At 41.0% G+C, this 20,181-nt stretch carries 16 protein-coding genes; 7 read left to right on the plus strand and 9 right to left on the minus strand.

Annotated elements, in window-relative coordinates:
- Positions 1 to 27 precede the first annotated feature (27 nt).
- The gene (locus tag L5L91_RS03955; RefSeq protein ID WP_131523695.1) at positions 28 to 888 is read left to right on the plus strand and encodes an N-acetylneuraminate synthase family protein; all 861 of its coding nucleotides are present in this window, start codon (positions 28 to 30) and stop codon (positions 886 to 888) included.
- A gap of 60 nt (positions 889 to 948) precedes the next feature.
- On the opposite strand, the gene L5L91_RS03960 is transcribed toward L5L91_RS03955, so the two are convergent.
- From L5L91_RS03960 to L5L91_RS03980, 5 genes are read right to left on the minus strand one after another with little or no spacing between them, the layout of a single operon-like run.
- Positions 949 to 2,166 carry an ATP-grasp domain-containing protein gene (locus tag L5L91_RS03960; RefSeq protein WP_131523694.1) on the minus strand — a complete coding sequence of 406 codons (1,218 nt, stop codon included), beginning with the start codon at positions 2,164 to 2,166 and terminating at the stop codon, positions 949 to 951.
- Positions 2,156 to 2,911: an SDR family NAD(P)-dependent oxidoreductase gene (locus tag L5L91_RS03965; protein ID WP_131523693.1), complete on the minus strand. Its 756-nt coding sequence runs from the start codon at positions 2,909 to 2,911 to the stop codon at positions 2,156 to 2,158. The genes L5L91_RS03960 and L5L91_RS03965 overlap by 11 nt, the downstream gene beginning before the upstream one ends.
- Positions 2,912 to 2,914: 3 nt before the next feature.
- Complete coding sequence (locus L5L91_RS03970) at positions 2,915 to 4,690, minus strand: 1-deoxy-D-xylulose-5-phosphate synthase (RefSeq protein WP_131523692.1); 1,776 nt, start codon at positions 4,688 to 4,690, stop codon at positions 2,915 to 2,917.
- A 16-nt stretch (positions 4,691 to 4,706) separates the two neighbouring features.
- Complete coding sequence (locus L5L91_RS03975; RefSeq protein ID WP_131523691.1) at positions 4,707 to 5,912, minus strand: class I SAM-dependent methyltransferase; 1,206 nt, start codon at positions 5,910 to 5,912, stop codon at positions 4,707 to 4,709.
- A 24-nt stretch (positions 5,913 to 5,936) separates the two neighbouring features.
- Positions 5,937 to 6,848 (minus strand): class I SAM-dependent methyltransferase, encoded by a 912-nt coding sequence (locus L5L91_RS03980; protein WP_131523690.1) that lies wholly within the window; start codon positions 6,846 to 6,848, stop codon positions 5,937 to 5,939.
- Positions 6,849 to 7,055: 207 nt separating this feature from the next.
- Here L5L91_RS03980 and L5L91_RS03985 point away from each other — a divergent pair, with 207 nt between their 5' ends.
- Positions 7,056 to 8,978 (plus strand): glycoside hydrolase, encoded by a 1,923-nt coding sequence (locus L5L91_RS03985; RefSeq protein ID WP_263235704.1) that lies wholly within the window; start codon positions 7,056 to 7,058, stop codon positions 8,976 to 8,978.
- A complete protein-coding gene (locus L5L91_RS03990; RefSeq protein WP_263162218.1) occupies positions 8,971 to 10,671 on the plus strand; it encodes a cytidylyltransferase domain-containing protein in 1,701 nt (566 codons plus the stop codon). The genes L5L91_RS03985 and L5L91_RS03990 overlap by 8 nt, the downstream gene beginning before the upstream one ends.
- A gap of 81 nt (positions 10,672 to 10,752) precedes the next feature.
- Here the strand turns inward: L5L91_RS03990 and pseC are convergent, their stop codons facing one another.
- Positions 10,753 to 11,901, minus strand: coding sequence for a UDP-4-amino-4,6-dideoxy-N-acetyl-beta-L-altrosamine transaminase (gene pseC, locus L5L91_RS03995; RefSeq protein WP_263235705.1), 1,149 nt, complete (start codon positions 11,899 to 11,901; stop codon positions 10,753 to 10,755).
- Positions 11,898 to 12,899: a UDP-N-acetylglucosamine 4,6-dehydratase (inverting) gene (gene pseB, locus L5L91_RS04000; protein WP_105251911.1), complete on the minus strand. Its 1,002-nt coding sequence runs from the start codon at positions 12,897 to 12,899 to the stop codon at positions 11,898 to 11,900. Before pseB ends, pseC begins: the two co-directional genes overlap by 4 nt.
- Positions 12,900 to 13,305: 406 nt before the next feature.
- Between pseB and L5L91_RS04005 the strand changes: the two genes are divergently transcribed.
- From L5L91_RS04005 to L5L91_RS04015, 3 genes are all read left to right on the plus strand, one after another.
- Positions 13,306 to 15,765, plus strand: coding sequence for a 6-hydroxymethylpterin diphosphokinase MptE-like protein (locus L5L91_RS04005; RefSeq protein ID WP_263235706.1), 2,460 nt, complete (start codon positions 13,306 to 13,308; stop codon positions 15,763 to 15,765).
- A 118-nt stretch (positions 15,766 to 15,883) separates the two neighbouring features.
- A complete protein-coding gene (locus L5L91_RS04010) occupies positions 15,884 to 16,363 on the plus strand; it encodes a DUF2947 domain-containing protein (RefSeq protein WP_263162210.1) in 480 nt (159 codons plus the stop codon).
- Between the two features lie 303 nt (positions 16,364 to 16,666).
- On the plus strand, positions 16,667 to 17,227 hold the full coding sequence (locus L5L91_RS04015) for a chalcone isomerase family protein (RefSeq protein WP_263235707.1): 561 nt from the start codon (positions 16,667 to 16,669) through the stop codon (positions 17,225 to 17,227).
- Between the two features lie 12 nt (positions 17,228 to 17,239).
- Here the strand turns inward: L5L91_RS04015 and L5L91_RS04020 are convergent, their stop codons facing one another.
- Both L5L91_RS04020 and L5L91_RS04025 read right to left on the minus strand, forming a co-directional pair.
- A complete protein-coding gene (locus tag L5L91_RS04020; protein ID WP_263162204.1) occupies positions 17,240 to 18,184 on the minus strand; it encodes an autotransporter outer membrane beta-barrel domain-containing protein in 945 nt (314 codons plus the stop codon).
- Positions 18,185 to 18,304: 120 nt separating this feature from the next.
- Positions 18,305 to 18,934, minus strand: coding sequence for a TetR/AcrR family transcriptional regulator (locus L5L91_RS04025; RefSeq protein ID WP_263235708.1), 630 nt, complete (start codon positions 18,932 to 18,934; stop codon positions 18,305 to 18,307).
- A gap of 139 nt (positions 18,935 to 19,073) precedes the next feature.
- On the opposite strand from L5L91_RS04025, the gene L5L91_RS04030 reads away from it, so the two are divergent.
- On the plus strand, positions 19,074 to 20,180 hold the full coding sequence (locus L5L91_RS04030; RefSeq protein ID WP_263162201.1) for an efflux RND transporter periplasmic adaptor subunit: 1,107 nt from the start codon (positions 19,074 to 19,076) through the stop codon (positions 20,178 to 20,180).
- The last annotated feature ends 1 nt before the right edge of the window (position 20,181 follow it).

The raw sequence follows: 20,181 nt of genomic DNA on the forward strand, positions 1-20,181 counted from the left end.
ACTATACCGAGCCATTTGCGAGTAACTATGACTACACATTCACCTATTTTTATCGCTGAAGTCTCCAGCAACCATCATAGAGACTTACAGCGTTGCATTGAGTTTATTAAAACTGCTGCAGACATTGGTTGCGATGCCGTAAAGTTTCAGCTTTTCCAAATAGAGCAACTTTTCGCTCCCGAGATTCTGGCTAAAAGTGAAACGCATCGAAAGCGCAAAGATTGGGAGCTCCCAGTCAGTTTTTTGCCTGAATTAAAACAAAGCTGTGATGAATATGGCATTCAGTTTTCATGCACACCATTCTACTTAGATGCAGTGGCAGAACTGGCTCCATATGTCGATTTTTATAAGATTGCCTCCTACGAATTGTTATGGACGGATCTACTGGTAGCCTGTGCAAAAACCGGATTACCTGTCGTTCTTTCAACTGGCATGGCTACTTTAGAAGAGATAGATCAAGCGGTACTCACGCTAAAAGAAAATGGCGCGAAAGACATCACCTTGCTCCATTGCGTATCGGCATACCCAACTCCTGAGAATGAATGTAATCTTGCGGTATTAGAAAGCTTTAGAAACCGCTATCAAGTTAACGTTGGCTGGTCTGATCATACTGTCTCTAGTGCGGTACTTAACCGAGCTGTACACAAATGGCGAGCCGATGTCATAGAGTTTCATTTAGATTTAGATGAAAAAGGTGATGAATATGCTTCAGGACATTGTTGGCTGCCACAACAGATAGCACCCGTAATCCAAGGTATAAAATTAGCCAATGTGATTGATGGCAAACCAGAAAAACAATTTGTTGCTAGTGAAGCCTCAGATAGAGAATGGCGAGCGGATCCCCTTGATGGATTACGTCCACTCAAACACATCAGGCCGTATTTTTAGCCAATCATTCATCGTTCATAACTAAACACCGAGTACCATACAAGGTGTTTAGTTATAGCTTTAGCTAATGTCAAACTTAATAGTCTTGTAAACCCACGATACTCGCTTCTCTAGCTCTTCTAAAGAATCCGCTGTGACGATAAAAACACCAGCCCTATCCGCATGACTACAAATAGGTTGTATTTTTTCACCTACATTAATAAAAAACTCTAGCTTTTTGACAAAACTCTGAATTTTAACTTGTTCAATTCCATGAATTCCAATGAGTTGACCTTTTTCAGGGAAAAAATATCGATTAGCAACAAATTGATTTTGTTTTGGGATTAAGGCCTCAAAGTCAGGCTTAATATCCAGTGCAATTTCTAACGCAGTGCGTACATAGTTAATTCCCAGCCCCAAAGGAACAAGACTTTCAGAAAAATCACCACCGCTCAGTCGAGTTGCAACCTCGATAACCTTTGCTCCAGTCTCAGTATAAACAATGTCACCTTTGATGACTCCGTTTTCAATATCTAATGCCTTAGCAACATCATCAATAAGTTTCTCGATTTCAATTCGCTGTAATTTGGATAAACGACTTGGTTGCCAACCGCCATTTTCGAGAATATAGGGGGCAAAAACATCCAACATCTCATAGTTACGATCAACAAATCCCGCAGTATATCCTTTTCCTTGATAAAAAAGCGTTTCGGTACTAACCTGCGGTCCTTGTAGATACTCTTCGATGATAACCTGCCCACTAAACGATTCTTCTATTGAACGCCGATATAAAGCTTCTATATCCATGCCCTCCTTCAAAAGAAACACTCCCCGGGCACCAGACCGATCTACTGGTTTTAGCACTAAAGGTAGACCGCGTTCGGCCACCAGAATACATAAATGCTCAAAACTCTCAACGGCAGAAAACCAAGGGATAGCAACATTTTTTTCAGCAAAATGTTGTTTCATAAGAAGTTTATCTGTTGTAATCAGGGCCGTTCCCAAAGGAATACAAGGCACTGAAAGATACTCGGCAAGAGCAGATACATACTGAGAAATATCACTACCCATTACCGCCACACCGTGAACAGTTATTTGTAATCGATCAACAAAAGCTTTAAGCCCTGGTAAATCTCTTGTGCTGACAATCGCATACTGATCGGCAAGCGCAAATCCTGGAGAATTGGGATTCCCATCTACAACAATGACATGCAAACCCATCGCCTTTGCTGTCTTGATGGCAAAAACTTGATCGGCACTCGCACCTAAAAGTAGGAGATTTTTTACTTCAATTGTCAAGAATTGCTCCTCCACTAACCGCAAGAATTTGCCCTGTCATATATTGTTGTTCATCCGATGCTAAAAATACGCAGGCACTTGAAATATCTTCAATTCTTCCCGCTTTTTTCAACAAAGTCATATCTAGCACTCTAGCTCCTGCAGGGGAATCTATTTCATCAGCAGTTTGATCTGTTCTAACCAATCCTGGCGCCACTGCATTAACAAGAACATTATACTCAGCGCCATAACGTGCAAGTACTTTAGTCAGGCTATTTAACCCAGCCTTTGATACCGCATAATGCACAGTCTTCGGTCCATGATACTGACCAGCAACAGAAGAAATATTGATAATTCTGCCGCCGCCATTAGCCTTCATCAAAGGAAACACTTCCTGGCAGCACATAAAGGGGCCTTTGAGATTGGTCCCCATTATCATATCCCAGGCCTCATCAGTTACTTCATCAAACCAGCCTCTTTGGTTAATACCAGCATTGTTTACCAGAATATCAATGCGACCGAACTCAATCTGCGCTAGGTGTATCAAATTTTGGATCTCACTTCGCTTAGAAACATCAGCACGGATCGCGACCACTTTACGCCCCAAATTCTTAAGCTTACTAACAACACGAAAAGCCGCCTCATCATTTGTACGATAATTAATGATTAAATCAGCGCCTTCGCTGGCAAAAGCTTCAGCAATACCTGCACCGATCCCTCGTGATGCACCAGTGATAAGCGCCACTTTACCTGTGAGTCTACCCACTCGTTATTCCTCTTGATATTCGATCCAACGCTGCTGGATTTTCACCACTATCTGTTTTACAGTAATACCAGCTTCATCACTACATTCTTGCTTACTTCCTGGCCTTATAAAACTATCTTCGACACCACTTCTAAAAACCCTGAGACTAATATCTGAATCGCTTATGGTCTCAAGTAATACAGAACCAAAGCCCCCCGCTAATACGCTCTCCTCAAGGGTGATAATGTCCATTCCAGGAACCAACAAATCGAGAATGCCATTTACAGGAAAAGGTTTGATGCTCTGAACACAAATAATACCAAACGTTTTACCTAAATTTGCCAATAGTGATTTGAGTTCCCAAGCCTTTGCCAAAGTATTTCCAAGACAAATAATATAACCATTTTTACCTTTGGCGGCGATAGACATCCCCTTGCTAAGAACTCCAGTATCAGGCTCTGAAGTACTTAAAGGCTCATAGGGATGCAAAATAACCATGGGACCCACAGGCGAAACTAAACGCCTTTCCAACAATCTCTGCGCCTCGATACTATTAATCGGATATTCTACTTGCATATTCGGGAATGATTTTAAATACGGAATATCATAAATCCCATGATGAGTAGAGCCATCGTATCCCGCAAAACCAGCCCTGACGCCCAGTACAGTGATGGGTAAATTCATATAACAAGCATCATGCAACAACTGATCGAAAGCCCTTTGCATAAAGGTAGTTTGCATACATACTACAGGCTTTAATCCCTCAAGCGCCATACCACAAGCCATTCCAACAGCGTGTTGCTCCGCCATTCCAACATCTATGACTCGACCTGGGAACAAGGCAAATAAACCATCCAAAGACGAAGCATAGGGTGTTGCAGGAGTGATAACATGAATATCAGGATCCGATGCCATAAGTGCAGCTAATTTTTCAGCAAAAACAACCGCAAATGTCTTTCCAGCAACTGTAGGTGACGCACCTTCACCAGTCATTGGATTAAAAGGCATTGAAAAATGCATTTTATAGGGATGAGAACCTGCGCAATCTAACCCCTTTCCTTTTAGAGTTTTGATATGCACTACTGTAGGACGCCCAAGAGTCTTTGCATTCTTAAGAGCCTGAACAAGAGACTTTGTGCAATGACCATTTGCAACAGACAAATAGCCGTAACCTAAACTTTCAAAAAAGTGTTGGGATTTTTCTTGCCAATTATCACCAATAGTGAGCTGCCTAACACCGCCTACTGACGGTGCTATTGCCATTTCGTTATCATTCACCACAAGAATAAGTTTGGCATCCCGATCTACACTGCCAAAGTTTAGAGCCTCAAATGCCATTCCTTCAACTAGAGAACCATCTCCGATGACTGAAACTGTAAAGTCCCTACTTCCTTTGCTTTTAAGCGCAGCAGAGATACCTGTCGCCAATGAAATTGATGTACCAGCGTGGGAGGCGTCGATAGTATCGTGCTCACTTTCTTCCCTAGCGATAAAACGACTCATCCCCTTATAAGTGTTAAGGGAGTCAAATGCGGCACGGCGCCCAGTTAAAAGCTTATGGGTGTATCCTTGGTGACCAGTATCAAAAATAATTTTGTCAAAAGGAGAATTAAAAACAAAATGAATTGCCAAGGTTAGCTCAATCACTGAAAGGTTGGCACCAATATGACCACCGGTGGCAGATATTTTATCTATCAAAAAACAACGTATTTTTTCGGCCTGTCCATCCAGAGCTTCAATTGGCAATTTTTTAAGTTCAGCTGGAGAGCCTACAAACTCAATATAATCAATGGCTGCCATAAAAAATCCTTAAAAATTAACGAATAGGTTTTATACAAACAAGAACAGTATTGGTGCCATAGGGATCAGCATCATCGTGTATAATGCCAGCCTTAATACCAATCACTTTGACAATGTGAAAATACTGTCCAACTAAGTTCAGAAGATAATCCAAACTATATTCGACTATATGGCAAGAATTCACTGGAATATGACCATAACTGTTTTGCGGTGTGCTTAGAACTAACATGCCGCCAGGTTTAATGATACGTTGTAGCTCTTTCAAACAAGCTTCTTCAGACACATGTTCTAATGTCTCGAAACTGGTAACTGCATCATAACTATCATCATCGAAGGACATGTCAGTAATATCTTCAACAAAAAACGCAACATTTTTTTGAGATGAATGAGCTTTAGCGTAGGCAACACTTTCTGGATCTAGATCAGCTCCGTGCACCGTGGCAAGAGATGTCGACATCATTCGAACACCGTAACCATCAGCACAAGCTATATCCAATACTTTCATATTGGACTTGAGGTATTTAAGCGCTAATTGATAGTGATAACCAAGCCTGTCACCCGAAGCAATCCGATGATTATTCACTTCTTGACGTGGTATCTCATAGATAGCATGTGCCAACTGCCTACACTCTCTTAAATAGTCATCCGTGTATTGAGGTAAGGACTCGAGATGTTCAAACTTATAATCATATCGATTGAGTTCAAAATAAGTTTTAGGATGAACGTGAAATTTTGCTAACTCAGGTTTATCAAGAATTGTAACCAGCATCCGAAGTGCGCCGACACGAAAGACTTCAGAGCTAAAATGAACAGGAAAGTCAGCAGGTAGCTTGATACAATCAAGATTATTTTTTTGTGCGAGACTAACCATCTGTTGACTAAGATTAGTATCGAAGCAGAAATGAATACCATCCACTCGGACAATGAAATCATCATCATTCAACTCGCTTGATGCAGCAACCATACGTCTGAGAGGGCTTTCATCAAATCCATAAAATGCTTGCAATCGTTTATCGGCAATTTCATCAACAATCCCTTTTAGCTCGCCGCCACGATCAAATTCTGGGGCAACTAAACAAAACTGAGCCTCGGGAAATGCAGTCAATGCACGCTTAATTGTCCTTACTATGGCAATTTCACCGTCAACCAATCCCATGCAAATATCTCTACCTCCAGCCCAAGAGCGAGAACTTGCCTGAATCAATACTTTGATATTACTCATATCTACCCCTACATGGCATATTATCTATAATTTTTTGGCAAAAAGGACAACTTCTCGCCCCATACCTACGCTGGCAAGCGCTCGATAAAAATCTCTTTTGACTTGATTATTACCAGCTTTCGACATCTGGGTATCGAATCTCATACGCTTTTTATGGCAAACACGTCCTAGTTCCGGTGACTCAACATAATTGTCACCCATTAACAAAAACATATCTATTGGAAAGGTTGTTTCCTTCATGACAACATCAAAGCCGACAGAAGCAAGCAAATTACCTAAGGTTTCGAAATTGAAATAATTAAGGTGATGTGGAGGAGCAACCCACCAAGGGCGATAACCTTCATAAGATCTAAGCGTTTCCTGAAATGGGTTATAGTCATTTGGAACTACAACACACAAAATACCACCGGGTACTAGTGCTTCTCTGCATAGTGACAACATTTCTCTAGGATTTGGTATGTGTTCAAGGACTGCATTGGCGTGAATTGCATCAAATTTTCCGAGAATATTGACTGTCTCTTGATTAAAAAAACTCTCAACAACCTCTACTCCTAAACCTCTTGCATGCTCGCACGCCCGCGCTGATGGCTCGATTCCCAATGCAGTCCATCCATGCCGTCGACCATAATTAACAAAATGCCCTGGGCCAGATCCCACGTCCAAAATACGTCGTGATGTATCCGTTAAGAAATACTCTAATGTTTCATAACGATCAGCATAAACCTGATCCCACCAAGAATTATCCTCACCACTTTCCTTAATAAACAAAGGCTTATTCGTAGTGTAATATTCGTGCCTATATATGTTTTCAAGTTCATCTAGAGTAGGAAGAGGGTGCACGTGCTTGAAACCGCAACTTTGACATTCAATCACTTGGAAACCATTAACATCATCGACAAGATGTCCGATGTGTTGTTCAGAAGTCTTTTGATGCATCTCTATTCCTCAAATGGACGGCGTCACTAATTTGGCTTTTCCAAGAATTAGCAAATTTCAAGCCAATTAATATGAAGTTGTAACAAACTCCCTATAGCTGCTAAGATTTTAGCATCTGATTACTCACTAGCGGTACATATATTGCTTCTGCAATTTTTTAAACTCAATTATCATTATTGGCTAAATAATTAAAGGGTAAGTGAAAAAATGCCAAAGGATCAATCCATTGCCCTGTATACGGTTTTCCACTTAAACCTTGCCTTCTCATCCATTGAAAATGAGAAGCATGGCGAGGTAGTTAAACGTTGTTACTGGCCCTTACTGGAATTAGCCCAAGATGACGTAGCCCTTGGCTTAGAAATGACAGCAAATACCCTCGAAGCAATTAAGGCTGTAGATCCTGAATGGATCAATGCGTTCAAGTCATTATTATTATTAGGCAAGTGCGAATTAGTAGCCAGTGGCGATAGTCAGATCATTGGTCCGCTTATTCCTGCCAAGGTAAACCAAATCAACTTAAGACTTGGCCAAGACTACTACCAGCAGGAGCTAGGAATTAAACCCAATATTGCCTATCTCAATGAGCAGGCGGTCTCAGCAGGTCTCTTAGATATATATATTGATGAAGGTTTCGAAGCAGTGGTTGTAGAGTGGGACAATCCTTTCTCCCACAATCCTGACTGGCACACTGAGTTACTTGAGCGCCCTCAGTCACTAGTAAGCGCGAGCGGCCGAAAAATTAAAGTTATCTGGAACCACGCTATAGCCTTTCAAAAATTTCAGCGTTATGTTCATGGAGAACTAACACAGGAAGATTACCTCAATTATCTGCTCAAAGTACTTAAACCCGGCACAATCGCTTTTCCCGTGTATGGCAGCGATGCTGAGGTATTTGATTTTCGTCCAGGGCGCTACCTAACAGAAGCCAATGAAGTAACAGGTGAATGGCAGCGAGTTAAAACATTATTTAATGCTATTAAAGAAATGAAAAAGTATCGATGGGTATGCCCATCCAGCCTTTTGTCGCTTTGGCAGCCGAGCAAACCACTGAAATTGACTAATGCCCATCATCCCGTCTCGGTAAAAAAACAAGCCAAATATAATCTGTGCCGTTGGGGATTAAGCGGGCGCAACGATCTGTTGCTGAATACCCAATGTTATAAACACCTCGCCTCACTCCAAATTAAGCCTAATGCAGATGATAATGAATGGCGAAACCTTTGCCGTCTTTGGGCCAGCGATCTTAGAACCCATCTAACAAAAAATCGCTATAACGCGCTAAAGCTAACGACACCATCCTCAAAGTCACCAACTTTCGCTCCATGGATTCCCAGAGCAGATGTAATACTAGATTACGATGCGGAACGACGCAGACTGCATATCCGAACACCCTATCTATACCTAACTCTCAATGGTAATAGAGGTCTTGCTATTGATACTCTAGCCTTTTCCAGTCAAGGGTTTGAACCCATTATAGGCACTCTTTCACATGGCTATTTCGATCATATCAGCTATGGAGCTGATTTTTATAGCAACCATTTATTACTCGAGCGCTTTCGTGATAGAGACAGGGTGACCGATCTCAACCTAGTTGAATATCAACTAGGTGAACTGGATAGCTGCCTTATTATCTTTTGTAAACAATCACTAAACAGTGGCGGTCTAATTAAATGGTATAAACTGGATAGCGAAAGCTTATACACTGGGTTTTGTTTTGAGGACAGCCATAGGCCCGAAGCCTCGGTACGTCTTGGTTTTATGACTTTATTAGACTGCGAACAACGCGCATGGTACCAAACACGTTTAGGTGGAAACCAAGATGAGTTTTTCCAAATTACTAATGACATGGATCAAGGAGCCGCAGTATCTTCCATCGTATCCTCCTCAAGTGCACTAGGCGCTACAAATGGTACCATCAGCTTTGGCAGTAAGACTCGGGGAATACACATCAGTTGGAACCCTGCCAACTGTGCAGCACTGCCAATGATCTCAAGTAAAAAAATTAACAATCAATATTTGAACCGTCTGTGGTTTTCCCTTGCTGAAGCTGATGAAACCCTAAAATCTGGGGGGCATTTACTCAACTTTGCCATCTGTATCACTCCAACCATGAGACCTTGTCATGTCTAAAGCCCTTGCAATTGTTGGTGCTCGCCTTAACTCTAGTCGTCTCGCAGGCAAACACTTATTAGAGCTCGCAGGGAAGCCGCTAATTGAACAGTTATGGCGCCGCCTAGCATTGTGCCAAGAGGTTAATAGTTTTGAACTGGCTACCACTGCTGATGATTTTAATAAACCTCTCATAAATTGGGCACATACCCACCAAATTTGTTGCCATCCTTTTAAAGGAGATGTTAACGATCTAATGGCACGACTCGATAACATAATCCAAAGACAAGCACCTGACTTTATTATCTATATTTGCGGTGACTGCCCACTCATTGCTCCTGATTTTATCGATCATGCCCTGACAATGCTTAAGGCTTCGGGCAAAGACAGCATCAAACTCCATGATGGAGTCATCTCTATTCACGAAGGCATGGCATTTTACAGTCGCAAAGGATGGGAAAAACTGATGTCTGTAAGCCAATGTGCCATGTCGAGGGAGCACGTGGGTTACGCGGACAGAATCACCCCAGTGCTTGACTGCTTAAGTATTACCGATAGCGCAAATTATTCGCAGATAAAACACCGAATATCAGTAGATACTCAAGCCGACTATCGCTTTATGGAAGAAGTATATCGCCGTTGGTACAAGATCCATACTGTAGACACCATCGTCAGCCTAGCATGGGTGCAACAACAGTTATTAGAAGATCCAATGCTAGCGGCTATCAACAATCATGTGAAACAGAAAGCGGCAGATAAACTGTACGCAAAGGCCAGTATCTATTGTCATCTAGGACCCTCTATTGGCTTGGGACATTACAAGCGGTCCAAATCGATTGCCGATGCATTGCAAGAGTATCTTGGAATTGGGGCCATAGTACACGTCCAATACGAAGGACCACAACTTGAAAAAACATCACCTCGACTTCACTGGTATAAGAATGAAAATGAGTTGCTAACAGCCATGATTTTGGATCCAAATCCACTCATTCTACTTGATCTACATCCAGACTTTATTTCACTTCCAGCACTTAGAAAGACACTCCAGCCACTCAGAGATAAAAATACTAAAATTGTAGGGATAGATAAACTCATATCAATTATAAATGAGCTTGATTGGTTATTTATCCCTAGCTTCAATAAATCATTTCAGCATCCTAAGGTCTCTGTCGGCTGGCAAAACTATCTATTTTCTTCAATGCCCCAACAAACAAAGAAACACCAAATTCTTGTATTAACAGGTGGCAGTGATGCACTTGCTTACGGCACCATTTTACCCACGCTACTATCAACACTTTGTACTGATTGGCCTATTATTTGGGTACAAGGACCACTGGCCTCCCCCCCCTTATTGCCATTAAGTTCAACAATAAGCGTACTGACAGATCCCGATGATCTTCATGAGTTAATCGCAGAGTCAGAAATTATTTTAACTTGCTATGGCTTGTCACTATTCGAATCCATCTTCTCAAGTGCTGCTAGCATATTACTCCCGACACAACATTTGTGTGATAGCGTAGAACTCGAATTGCTTATCAAAGAGCACTGCTGCCTTACGAGTAGTTCCCTTCCTGATGCAATCTCAAAACTTAAAGATTTATTGAGTGATTGCAACGCAAGACAAAAACTACAAAAAGAAGCAAGCAGAGTATTTAACGACCACGCAGGTATGATAAATCTGATGGAAGATATTCAACGGCTATTGGAACAATAGTGTCTAAAACCATACAAAATTTAAGTAGATATATGCTACTCGCAGCCAGAGGCTGCCGAAATGGTACTTGGCTAGCATAGATTAACTTATGCAAGTAAAAAGCGTAGCTACGATATATTGCAACTCAGACCGGTCCAATGTGGGATATAAAGGAAGTGTGAGAATTTCTTCATAAAAACGTTCAGCATTAGGAAAGTCGCCAGTCTGAAAACCAAGAGAAATATAAAATGGCTGCAAATGTACAGGAAAATAATGCACATGCACTTGAATATCATTACGACGCATTGTATCGAAAACTATACGACGTTGATCCGCATGTTGTAGCCGTACCATATAGAGATGTCTAGCGCTGATAGAATCTGGTATAGGGTCAACAACATTCAGTCGTAAACCTGCTAGTTCTTGCTCATAGATATCAGCCAATTGATTTCGCTTAGTCACAAAATTATCTAGACGACTCATTTGTGATAGTCCCAGAGCAGCATGTAAATCCGTCATTCGATAATTAAACCCAAGTAAATGCTGCTCGTAATACCAGTCCCCTTCATCAGGCCTAAGCATCATTTCAGGTACTTTGGTTATTCCATGACTCCGATAGAGAGCCATTTTTGATGCCAACTCTGCGCAGTTAGTCATTGCCATGCCACCTTCGGCGCTGGTAATAATCTTCACCGGATGGAAACTAAAAACTGTAATGTCCGAATATTCGCAGCTGCCAAGTTTATGACCCTGATAGCTACCGCCTATTCCATGTGAAGCATCCTCAATAACCTTAAATCCGTATTCATCAGCGAGTGCCGAAATGGCCTGCATATCGCAACTGTGACCGCATAGATGAACAGGAATAACCACCTTTGGTAAAGTTCCTACCTCTGCAGCAAGAAGCAGTTTTGTTGCCAGAGCCTTAGGACACATATTACCGGTATAGGGAGCCACATCAACAAAGTCTACTTCAGCGCCACAATAAAGCGCACTATTTGCTGATGCGACAAACGTAATAGGAGATGTCCAGACTAAATCCCCCCTTTCTACACCTAATGCAAGACAGGCTATATGTAATGCTGAGGTAGCACTATTTACTGCTACTGAATATTTTGCACCAACAGCCAGTGCCACAGCCTGTTCGAACACAGGAACGACTGGACCTTGTGTCAAGTAATCTGATTTCAATACCGCAAGCACAGCATCGATATCATCCTGATTAATATCATGCCTTCCATATGGAATCATGAACATGACTCCTCATCTAGTTTTAATATTTCTTCGACTGTTAAAAAATGAACATTACTACCAGAGTTATATTCGAAGCCAGAATTAACTAAAGTGCCAACTTCATTTAAAGCATTAACTGTAAAATCACTTTCACGACCAAAAAATTTAATTGATGGTGTGATAACAAAATGATCATAGAATTCTATCGTATGATGAGAATCATCACCTGGACACATAACTTCATGCATTTTTTCACCAGGACGAATACCTACGATCTCATGTGGTAATCCATTACCATAAGCATCCGCTAAATCGGAAATTCGTATTGAAGGGATCTTAGGTACAAAAATTTCTCCACCTTGCATTCTAGAGAAATTTTTAAGAACAAAATCAACACCATCTTGGAGTGTAATCCAAAAGCGTGTCATATCGGGATGGGTAATAGGAAGAGATGAAGCACCATTAGCAATCAACTGCTTAAAATAAGGAACGACAGAACCACGAGAACCTACGACATTTCCATATCTGACGGCAGCAAAGCGTGTTTTCCCAGGACCTACGATGTTATTGGCTGCAACAAATAACTTATCAGAAGCCAACTTTGTCGCACCATAAAGATTAATTGGACTCGCAGCTTTATCTGTCGATAAGGCGATCACCTTTTTTACTTTATTAGCAATAGCGGCCTTAATAACATTCTCTGCACCATAAATGTTTGTCTTGATACATTCCATAGGATTATACTCTGCAGCAGGTACCTGTTTTAATGCTGCTGCATGGATAACATAATCGACATCTTGCAATGCTTGCATTAAGCGGTCGGCATCACGCACATCTCCAATGAAATAACGCATACAGGGAGCATTAAATATCTGCTGCATTTCAAACTGCTTCAATTCATCTCTGGAAAAAATGATCAACCGTTTGGGCTTATACCTTTCTAAAATTGTTTTTGTGTATTTCTGCCCAAATGACCCAGTGCCACCTGTAATTAAAATTGTTTTGTTATCAAACATAGGGCCTCCCCAGTGGCTCAATTTAGCTTTCCATCTTGATAATGTAACCGTAGCAACCTATACAATTGACGATTTACTGCTAAAGCAATTAAATCAAAGCAAAAAACAAGCCAACATGGCATAAAATCATTACTAGAACGTAGTTTACTCACCTATAAAGCTCTATTAGTATAGGTAGTTACTCGTAAAATTTACATGATTTTATAGGCTAATTTCGACTTTATTGCATCAAGTCAGCCCTTTCTAACTAGTCAATCAACACCTGAGGGCTAAATGTCAATATAAACTGTCAAAAAAATAACATGGCGCATTTATTGCTGTTTTCTACCTGAGCAATTTTTTGCCTTGGCATATAAGATAAGAGCTCGTATTGACTTACTTGCCGACCAATAGGAATGTATAACTAATGAACAAAATATTGAATAGTTTCGCAATAAGTCGATTTAATGAATACTATTTACCTAGCATAAATCGCCATACTTTTGAAAATCTTGACTCAAAAACAATTTATAACAATAAGTTTAAAAAGGCATTTTCGATTAAAGATAAGCTTAATATTATTATTGGAATGGACTCAGGACTGCTAGCAAGTTATGCATTAGAACAGGAAATCGCTTTAGGGTCTAAATTTATATTTATCGAATTGGATGAAGTGCTACCATTATTAATTATAGATATCCCGTCAGCTAAGCAAAAAAACTTTAAGATAGTAAATGAAACTGATTTTCTAGAGCAGTTAGAACAAGAGGATATAAAAATATATCTCGCTAAAGGAGAGTATGAGATTTATGCTTCTCTTGGTGTCACATCCCAACACCTAGAAGCCTATAACTCACTATTTAGCAGAATAGAAAACAAAGTCCAAGATGAATATTTTAATCATAGGGTTTTATTCACCCAAAAAATATTCTTTCAGACTCAACTAGAGAATATCCCAGACAATCACACACCTGCAAAGCTTCTTAGAAACAAATTTGAAGGGAAAACTTGCTTGGTCGTTGCTGGCGGCCCCTCACTTGATGAGCATATTGATTGGATAATAAAGAACAGTGACAATCTTTTCATTATTGCAGTGTCGCGTATTGCAGGTAAGCTAGCTAAACACTCTATTTCAGTTGATATTATCACTTGCGTTGATCCACAAGAGTTTAGCTTTGATGTTAGTCGAGAAATTTTTGCATTAAGTGAAAACACACTTCTAGTAAACTCTTACCACGTTAGTCCAAAAGTACTTTCACAATGGCAAGGACAAAGTATATATCTAGGTCAACGATATCCATGGAGTGGCAAAAAGGATCACGACAACATCATTACTGTCGGGCCGACAGTTACTAATAGTTCGATTCGCCTAGCTGTTGAGATGGGGTTCAAAAAAATACTATTAAGTGGTGTTGATTATTGTTACTCAAGATCTGGATACACTCATGCAAACGGAACAGTTGAAGCTAATCTAGGCCCTAATTTAGGACATAATAATAAATGGGTCGAAACCTATGCAGGCTACCAAGCTGAAACTCCAATACAGCTTGTCCATGCGATGGAGTCACTAGCATCTGAGGCTAAAAAATATCCTAATGTTGACTTTATAAATTTGTCAAAAAATGCTGCAAAAATCGAAGACATTTCTCATATTTCTACTAAAAATATTATTCTTGATGAACTTGGTAGTAAAATAATTTCTTGCCTAGAAAAGTGCGACACCCAAAATAAAAAAATTGACTTAGAACAAACATTAGATGAATGTAAAAAAGCTAAAGACGATCTCACCAAGCTACTAAAGCTAACAAAGAAAGCGTTAGCGCTATCTAAAAAACTCAATTTAAACTCATTGAACTCTGATGTCATACTTGATGAAGTCAATAAGATTGAAAAAAGTATAAACTCAAAGTACCCAGAGCTAACAAGATTAATTAAAACCTATGGATATCTTGAGTTTTCAAAGTTTCTAACTACAAGAGAAACAGAAAATTGGACTCAATCACACATTAATAAAATGACTATAAATTACTATAATGCATTTAATACGACCTGCCATAACATTCTTAAACTAGTAATAAAATCTTACAAAAAAATAGTTTTTAGAATATTAGAAATTGATTCTAGCTCATTAGCTCCACTCGCCCCTGTCTGGCTAGAAAATCATCAACCTGGTAGAGTTTTCTTATGGTGCAAAAACCATAAAGTTGCATTATCTGACTCGCATGAAAATTTTATTTTTTCACAATTAAAAGATAAATTTGAAGAAGATATCACTCAAGTACGAAAAGCTTATATCGATACGCTAAATAAAGCCTCTGGAATGGAACGCGTCTATAAAAAAATTATGGGACTAAACTCGAATGAAAATAGTTATGGATTATCACTTACAGTCCAAAACTTATTCCCCTTAATTGAATCTGACAATGAAGCTAAAAGGCTGTACCACCTCGCCTTATCATTCCAACTCAGCCTTGAACAGCAGCCGCAGCAGGCATTAGATGCTTTACTTGCTCTGCCTGAAGAACTTTGTACTGAGATGGAGTTAAAGCATATTATTTTACTGGCGCTCAAACTAAGTAACCTTGAGCTTGCAACAGCAACTCTAGTCAAAATTTTGGCTTATAGTGATGAGTACATGCCTCAGTATGCGCATATTTTAAAACTCCAAGGCAAGATTCAAGACTCAGTTAATGTCTACCTAGATTACCTAGAGAAGTATCCATCAGATACACAAACATGGATAAAACTTGGATTATTCATGTTTGAAATCAATCAAATAGAAGCTTCGCATACTGCATTTTCTAATGCAATTAATGCCGATCCCGATAATCAAGTGGCACGTGATTACTTATCTGAACTCACAAGACTAATGAACGTCTCACAATAACAGGCTCAAGATCACCGAACTCGCATATTCGTGTTCGGTGATTTCACTATTACCTCGCTAGACCGTATAATTAGCCTCGTTTCAGCATTGCTCATCTGCATATCCTAGGAGATTTTGTTTGGCTCATACCTATATACCTTTAGAAACTTACCGCCGTAAGTGGATTTTCAACCACAAAGACTTGCCTGTCACCGACGAGGACAAGGCGCACATCCTGCCGTTAACAGATAAAAGTGCGATGGAAATCTGGAGCCAATGGATCAGCAACAAGAGTAGTCGTGCGGAGCAATTTACTAAGGGAGACTGGGCGGCGAAGGCTGATGCTTGGGTGGAAACAGATCATTGGCAGAGCGCTTGGGATAGTGAAGATAGCAGTTTACCCACCATGTTAGCTGAGTTTATAAAATGGCCCGATGAGACGCCGGTGTATTTTTGCTATGAAAAATATCAGATTATTGAAACTCGTTGGGATGTGTTCGTCCGCAATTGGAAGTGTTTTCTTTTCTTTGATGACGGTCCCATTTTGATCTCGCCAAAACAGAAACAAGCGGTGATGTTCGAACAGAGTGGTCAGTACAAGCTAGGCACTCGCAGATAATTTATACAGGGTGCTTAACGCTGATGATTTCCCATCGATAGCTTTACGCCAACACTTTTACGCCGATAATTTAGCGCGATGAGTCATCTTGTTGGCATGCTCATATTTAATGATGAGTATGCCATATTTAACCATGTTTGAATGATGCGTAAGCACAATTAGCCTATCACTCACCTCTTCTTTAGATTAACATCCGTTTTCGGTGCCGAGTATTTGAGAAGTTGGGGGTCAACTTTTTGCTGTAAATACTCATAAAAAATCTGCTTAAAACCCAATAATTAAAATAGAAAAATGAGGTGTATTATGAAGTTACTCTCCACTCTTACCCTAGCAAGCGCGCTGTTATTACCCCACACATTAATGGCCAAAGAAGTCTCAGGAGTGCAAGTCGCCGAGACAGTGACATTAGATAGCCAAACATTACACCTCAATGGTGCGGGCGTTCGCAGTAAGTTCTTTATGGATTTATATGTAGGCAGTTTGTATTTGCCAGCAGCATTAAGTAGCACTGCAGCGGTTATTGATGCACCAGTTGCAGCGATACGCCTTAACATTACCTCTGGCATGATCACCTCAGAAAAAATGCGCGATGCGATCACTGAAGGTTTTGAGCAAGCGACGGCAGAAAACACCGCCGATATTCAACCGCAGATAGATACCTTTATGGCGCTGTTTAAGGAAGAAATTAAAGAAGGTGACCAATTTACCTTAGTCGCCAATAAAGCCCGCGGCGTGACGGCCTATAAAAATGGTCAGGAACAAGCCACCATCGAAGGTGAAATGTTCCGTCAAGCACTGTTAAAAATTTGGCTAGGTGATAAGCCAGCCCAGAAAAGCCTCAAAGAGGCCATGCTGGGCAAATAACTGACATTAACGTTAGAATTTGAATTCGATATCCAAGGCCGCTGCGCCTTGGTTATCCATTTCAAGCGCGGCTTGATTTGTCACTTCTAACTCACCATCAAAGTAATAACCAGCATAGAGATTTACGGTTAGAGCAGGCGTTGCTCGCCAACCGCCACGCAGATAACTCACCCATTCGTTCGTTTCTACAGCAATATCATCATCCTCAATAAGGAATCGCTCAGTACGACGTGAACTACCCAAACCAATATTCCAATCAGGATTGAATTGATAACTAAGCTCTAGTCCTGCTGGACCACTAAAACCAGCTTGGAATGGATTAGCCAGTGTCCAATGTTCATCTATCTGCCAACGCATGGCAAGATAAGGCACTGTGCGAACTTCATCGATATCATTAAGATACGCGACGCCAAAGCCAATCATGTTTCCCGAATCAAATGCATACATGGCCGATGCCACAATACCGTAACTCTGAGCTTGGCTAGCCGATGCAGTATCGGCGTAGGCATATTGGATCTGCGGCGCTAAAAAGAAGGCCCAATGTTTATCCATGCGATAATTTAACGACACTCCGGCACGGTAACGATTAATATGATCCCAATTCTGTCCGTCGGTGCCAAACAGCGGTGCGACATTGTTTGCGCCAGTAAGCGTGATGTTACGCCAGTCATAATCAAGTCGGTCATAGCCCACACGAAAACCTAGCGACCATTGCTTATCCAGTGATACATTCATCCCAGCATTCAGTAATAAGCTGTCCCTTTGTAGCTCAGTATTGCCATTAGCTACCTCGGCGCTTTGGGTGCTGATCTGTGTGACACTTAATCTAAAAGGTTTGTATTCCTGCGAAGGTTTATCCGCTGCAATAGCGGCACAGCTCATTAACGGTAACAATAACAAACTGCTTTTCAGCAACCGCTGTTTTACGCTTAATGGTGCGAGTTTTCGATTAGCCACGCTAGCTCCTTGCATTTAAAATAATGGATAAATTTTTGTGCATAATACGCGCTATTGAATAAAAAGGTTCACACTTTCAAAATGAAGATACAAACTAATACCTCTGAAACAAACAAGCCTTCACTCTACCCGATGCGCCCTCAAGAACATGTCAGCACAACCCAATATATAATGATTCCTGTCGTCAAAAAGTTCATCGGCCACTAATCCCAATTCTAATTTAAGTTTTAACTCACCAAACAACATTAAACATAAACGCACTGCACTATGGTGAGCATTACCAAATCGATATTGCCCTAACGCCTCTACAGCGACTAAATAATCCGCCAATAAGCCCACTATGTGTTTAGGGCCTGCATCAAAGAACAATCGCGACACTTCAGGATGACTTTCGGATTGCGCCACACAGGCTTTGAATACAGTAATAGCTTCAGGACTGACAATCATCTCCCCAAATTGCAAGGCAAATTGGGTTAATGCCGATTCCGGTTTAGTGGGATCACTTAACAAATCATCATTAAGATTATGGCCAACACACTTAGATTCAATTGCCGCAACAAATAATTCATCTTTGCTGCCGTAATGGGAATATACGGTTTGTTTCGACACGCCCGCAAGCTTGGCAACCTCATCCATACTGGTATTAGGGAAACCTTGACGACAAAACAAATCAATAGCAGCCACAAGGACTTGCTGACGTTTTTGTTCACTACGGCTCAAAGGTAATTGCGTCTCAGAGGAATGCGTCATATCAACTCTCAAATGGATAGACATAATTAATTGGCATTAGTTAAGCACAAAATAGACTAGACAGTCTAGTTTCGTGCAACTAGACTAGCAAGTCTAGTTACATAGTATTAACGTTTAACTTACAGTGGAAGCCTTTAAAATGGATCGAACTGCCCGACTTTCTTGGCGCACTCTTAGCGTCTGCGTGTTTGCTTTAGCCACATTATCCGCCTGTCAAAAGGAAGTCACCGAACACGCTACGACAGCCACGCTACCCACAGTCACAAGCCAAACGTTGATCCAGACCCCAAGTTATGAACACTTTCAGACCTTCACTGGCACCATCCGTGCAGGTAATACCACAGGTGTAGGCTTTGAACTAGCGGGAAAGTTAAACAATTTACAGGTCGATTCTGGGAGTAAAGTTAAGCAAGGACAAATACTTGCAGTTCTCGATACCCGGCTACTCGAAGCCGAGCGTCAAGAGATCCAAGCAAGTCTGGCACAAACCCAAGCCGATGTTGATCTGGCCACCAGCACTCTAAAACGTAATCAAGAATTGAAAAAATCGGGCTATGTCTCTGAACAGCTATTAGATGAAAACCGCTCACAATTAAATAGCTTAGCCGCAGCGAAAAACCGTCTACTCGCCTCGCAGCATGCCAACCAACTTAAGCTCGATAAATCCATTTTAATAGCTCCCTTTGACGGTACCATAAGCCAAAGGCTACATAATCTTGGCGAAGTGATTGCCGTGGGCAGTCCTATCTTCACCTTAGTGGGTAACATCAATCCTGAAGCTTATATTGGTGTTCCTGTTGCGCTAGCGGAGCAATTTAACACCAAACAGCAAGTGCAAGTTAGTGTACGAGATCAAACCTTTTCTGCTGAAATTGCCGGTATTAGCGCTGAAGTCAATCCCATCAGTCGTACCCTACAACTGAGAATAAGCCTGCCCCGAGATGCCCGTGTGATTAACGGCGAAATTGCGTATCTGCATCAACAACAGCAAATCCCGCAACCGGGCTATTGGGTACCCATTTCCGCACTGACGGATGGTATTCGCGGATTATGGAATCTCTATGTCATCGCAAACTATGAACAGCAATCCATCATAGAGCGCCGCGATGTGGAAATCCTCTACACCACCCAAGACATGGCCTACATTCAAGGCGCGATTCAGCCTAATGAAATCTATGTAAGTCAAGGGCTGCATAAGCTGGTCGTCGGCCAAACTGTATCTCCCATTGCTGCAGCCACGAGGTAAT

The organism is Shewanella sp. SM55 (assembly GCF_025654025.1).
Lineage (GTDB): Bacteria > Pseudomonadota > Gammaproteobacteria > Enterobacterales > Shewanellaceae > Shewanella > Shewanella oncorhynchi.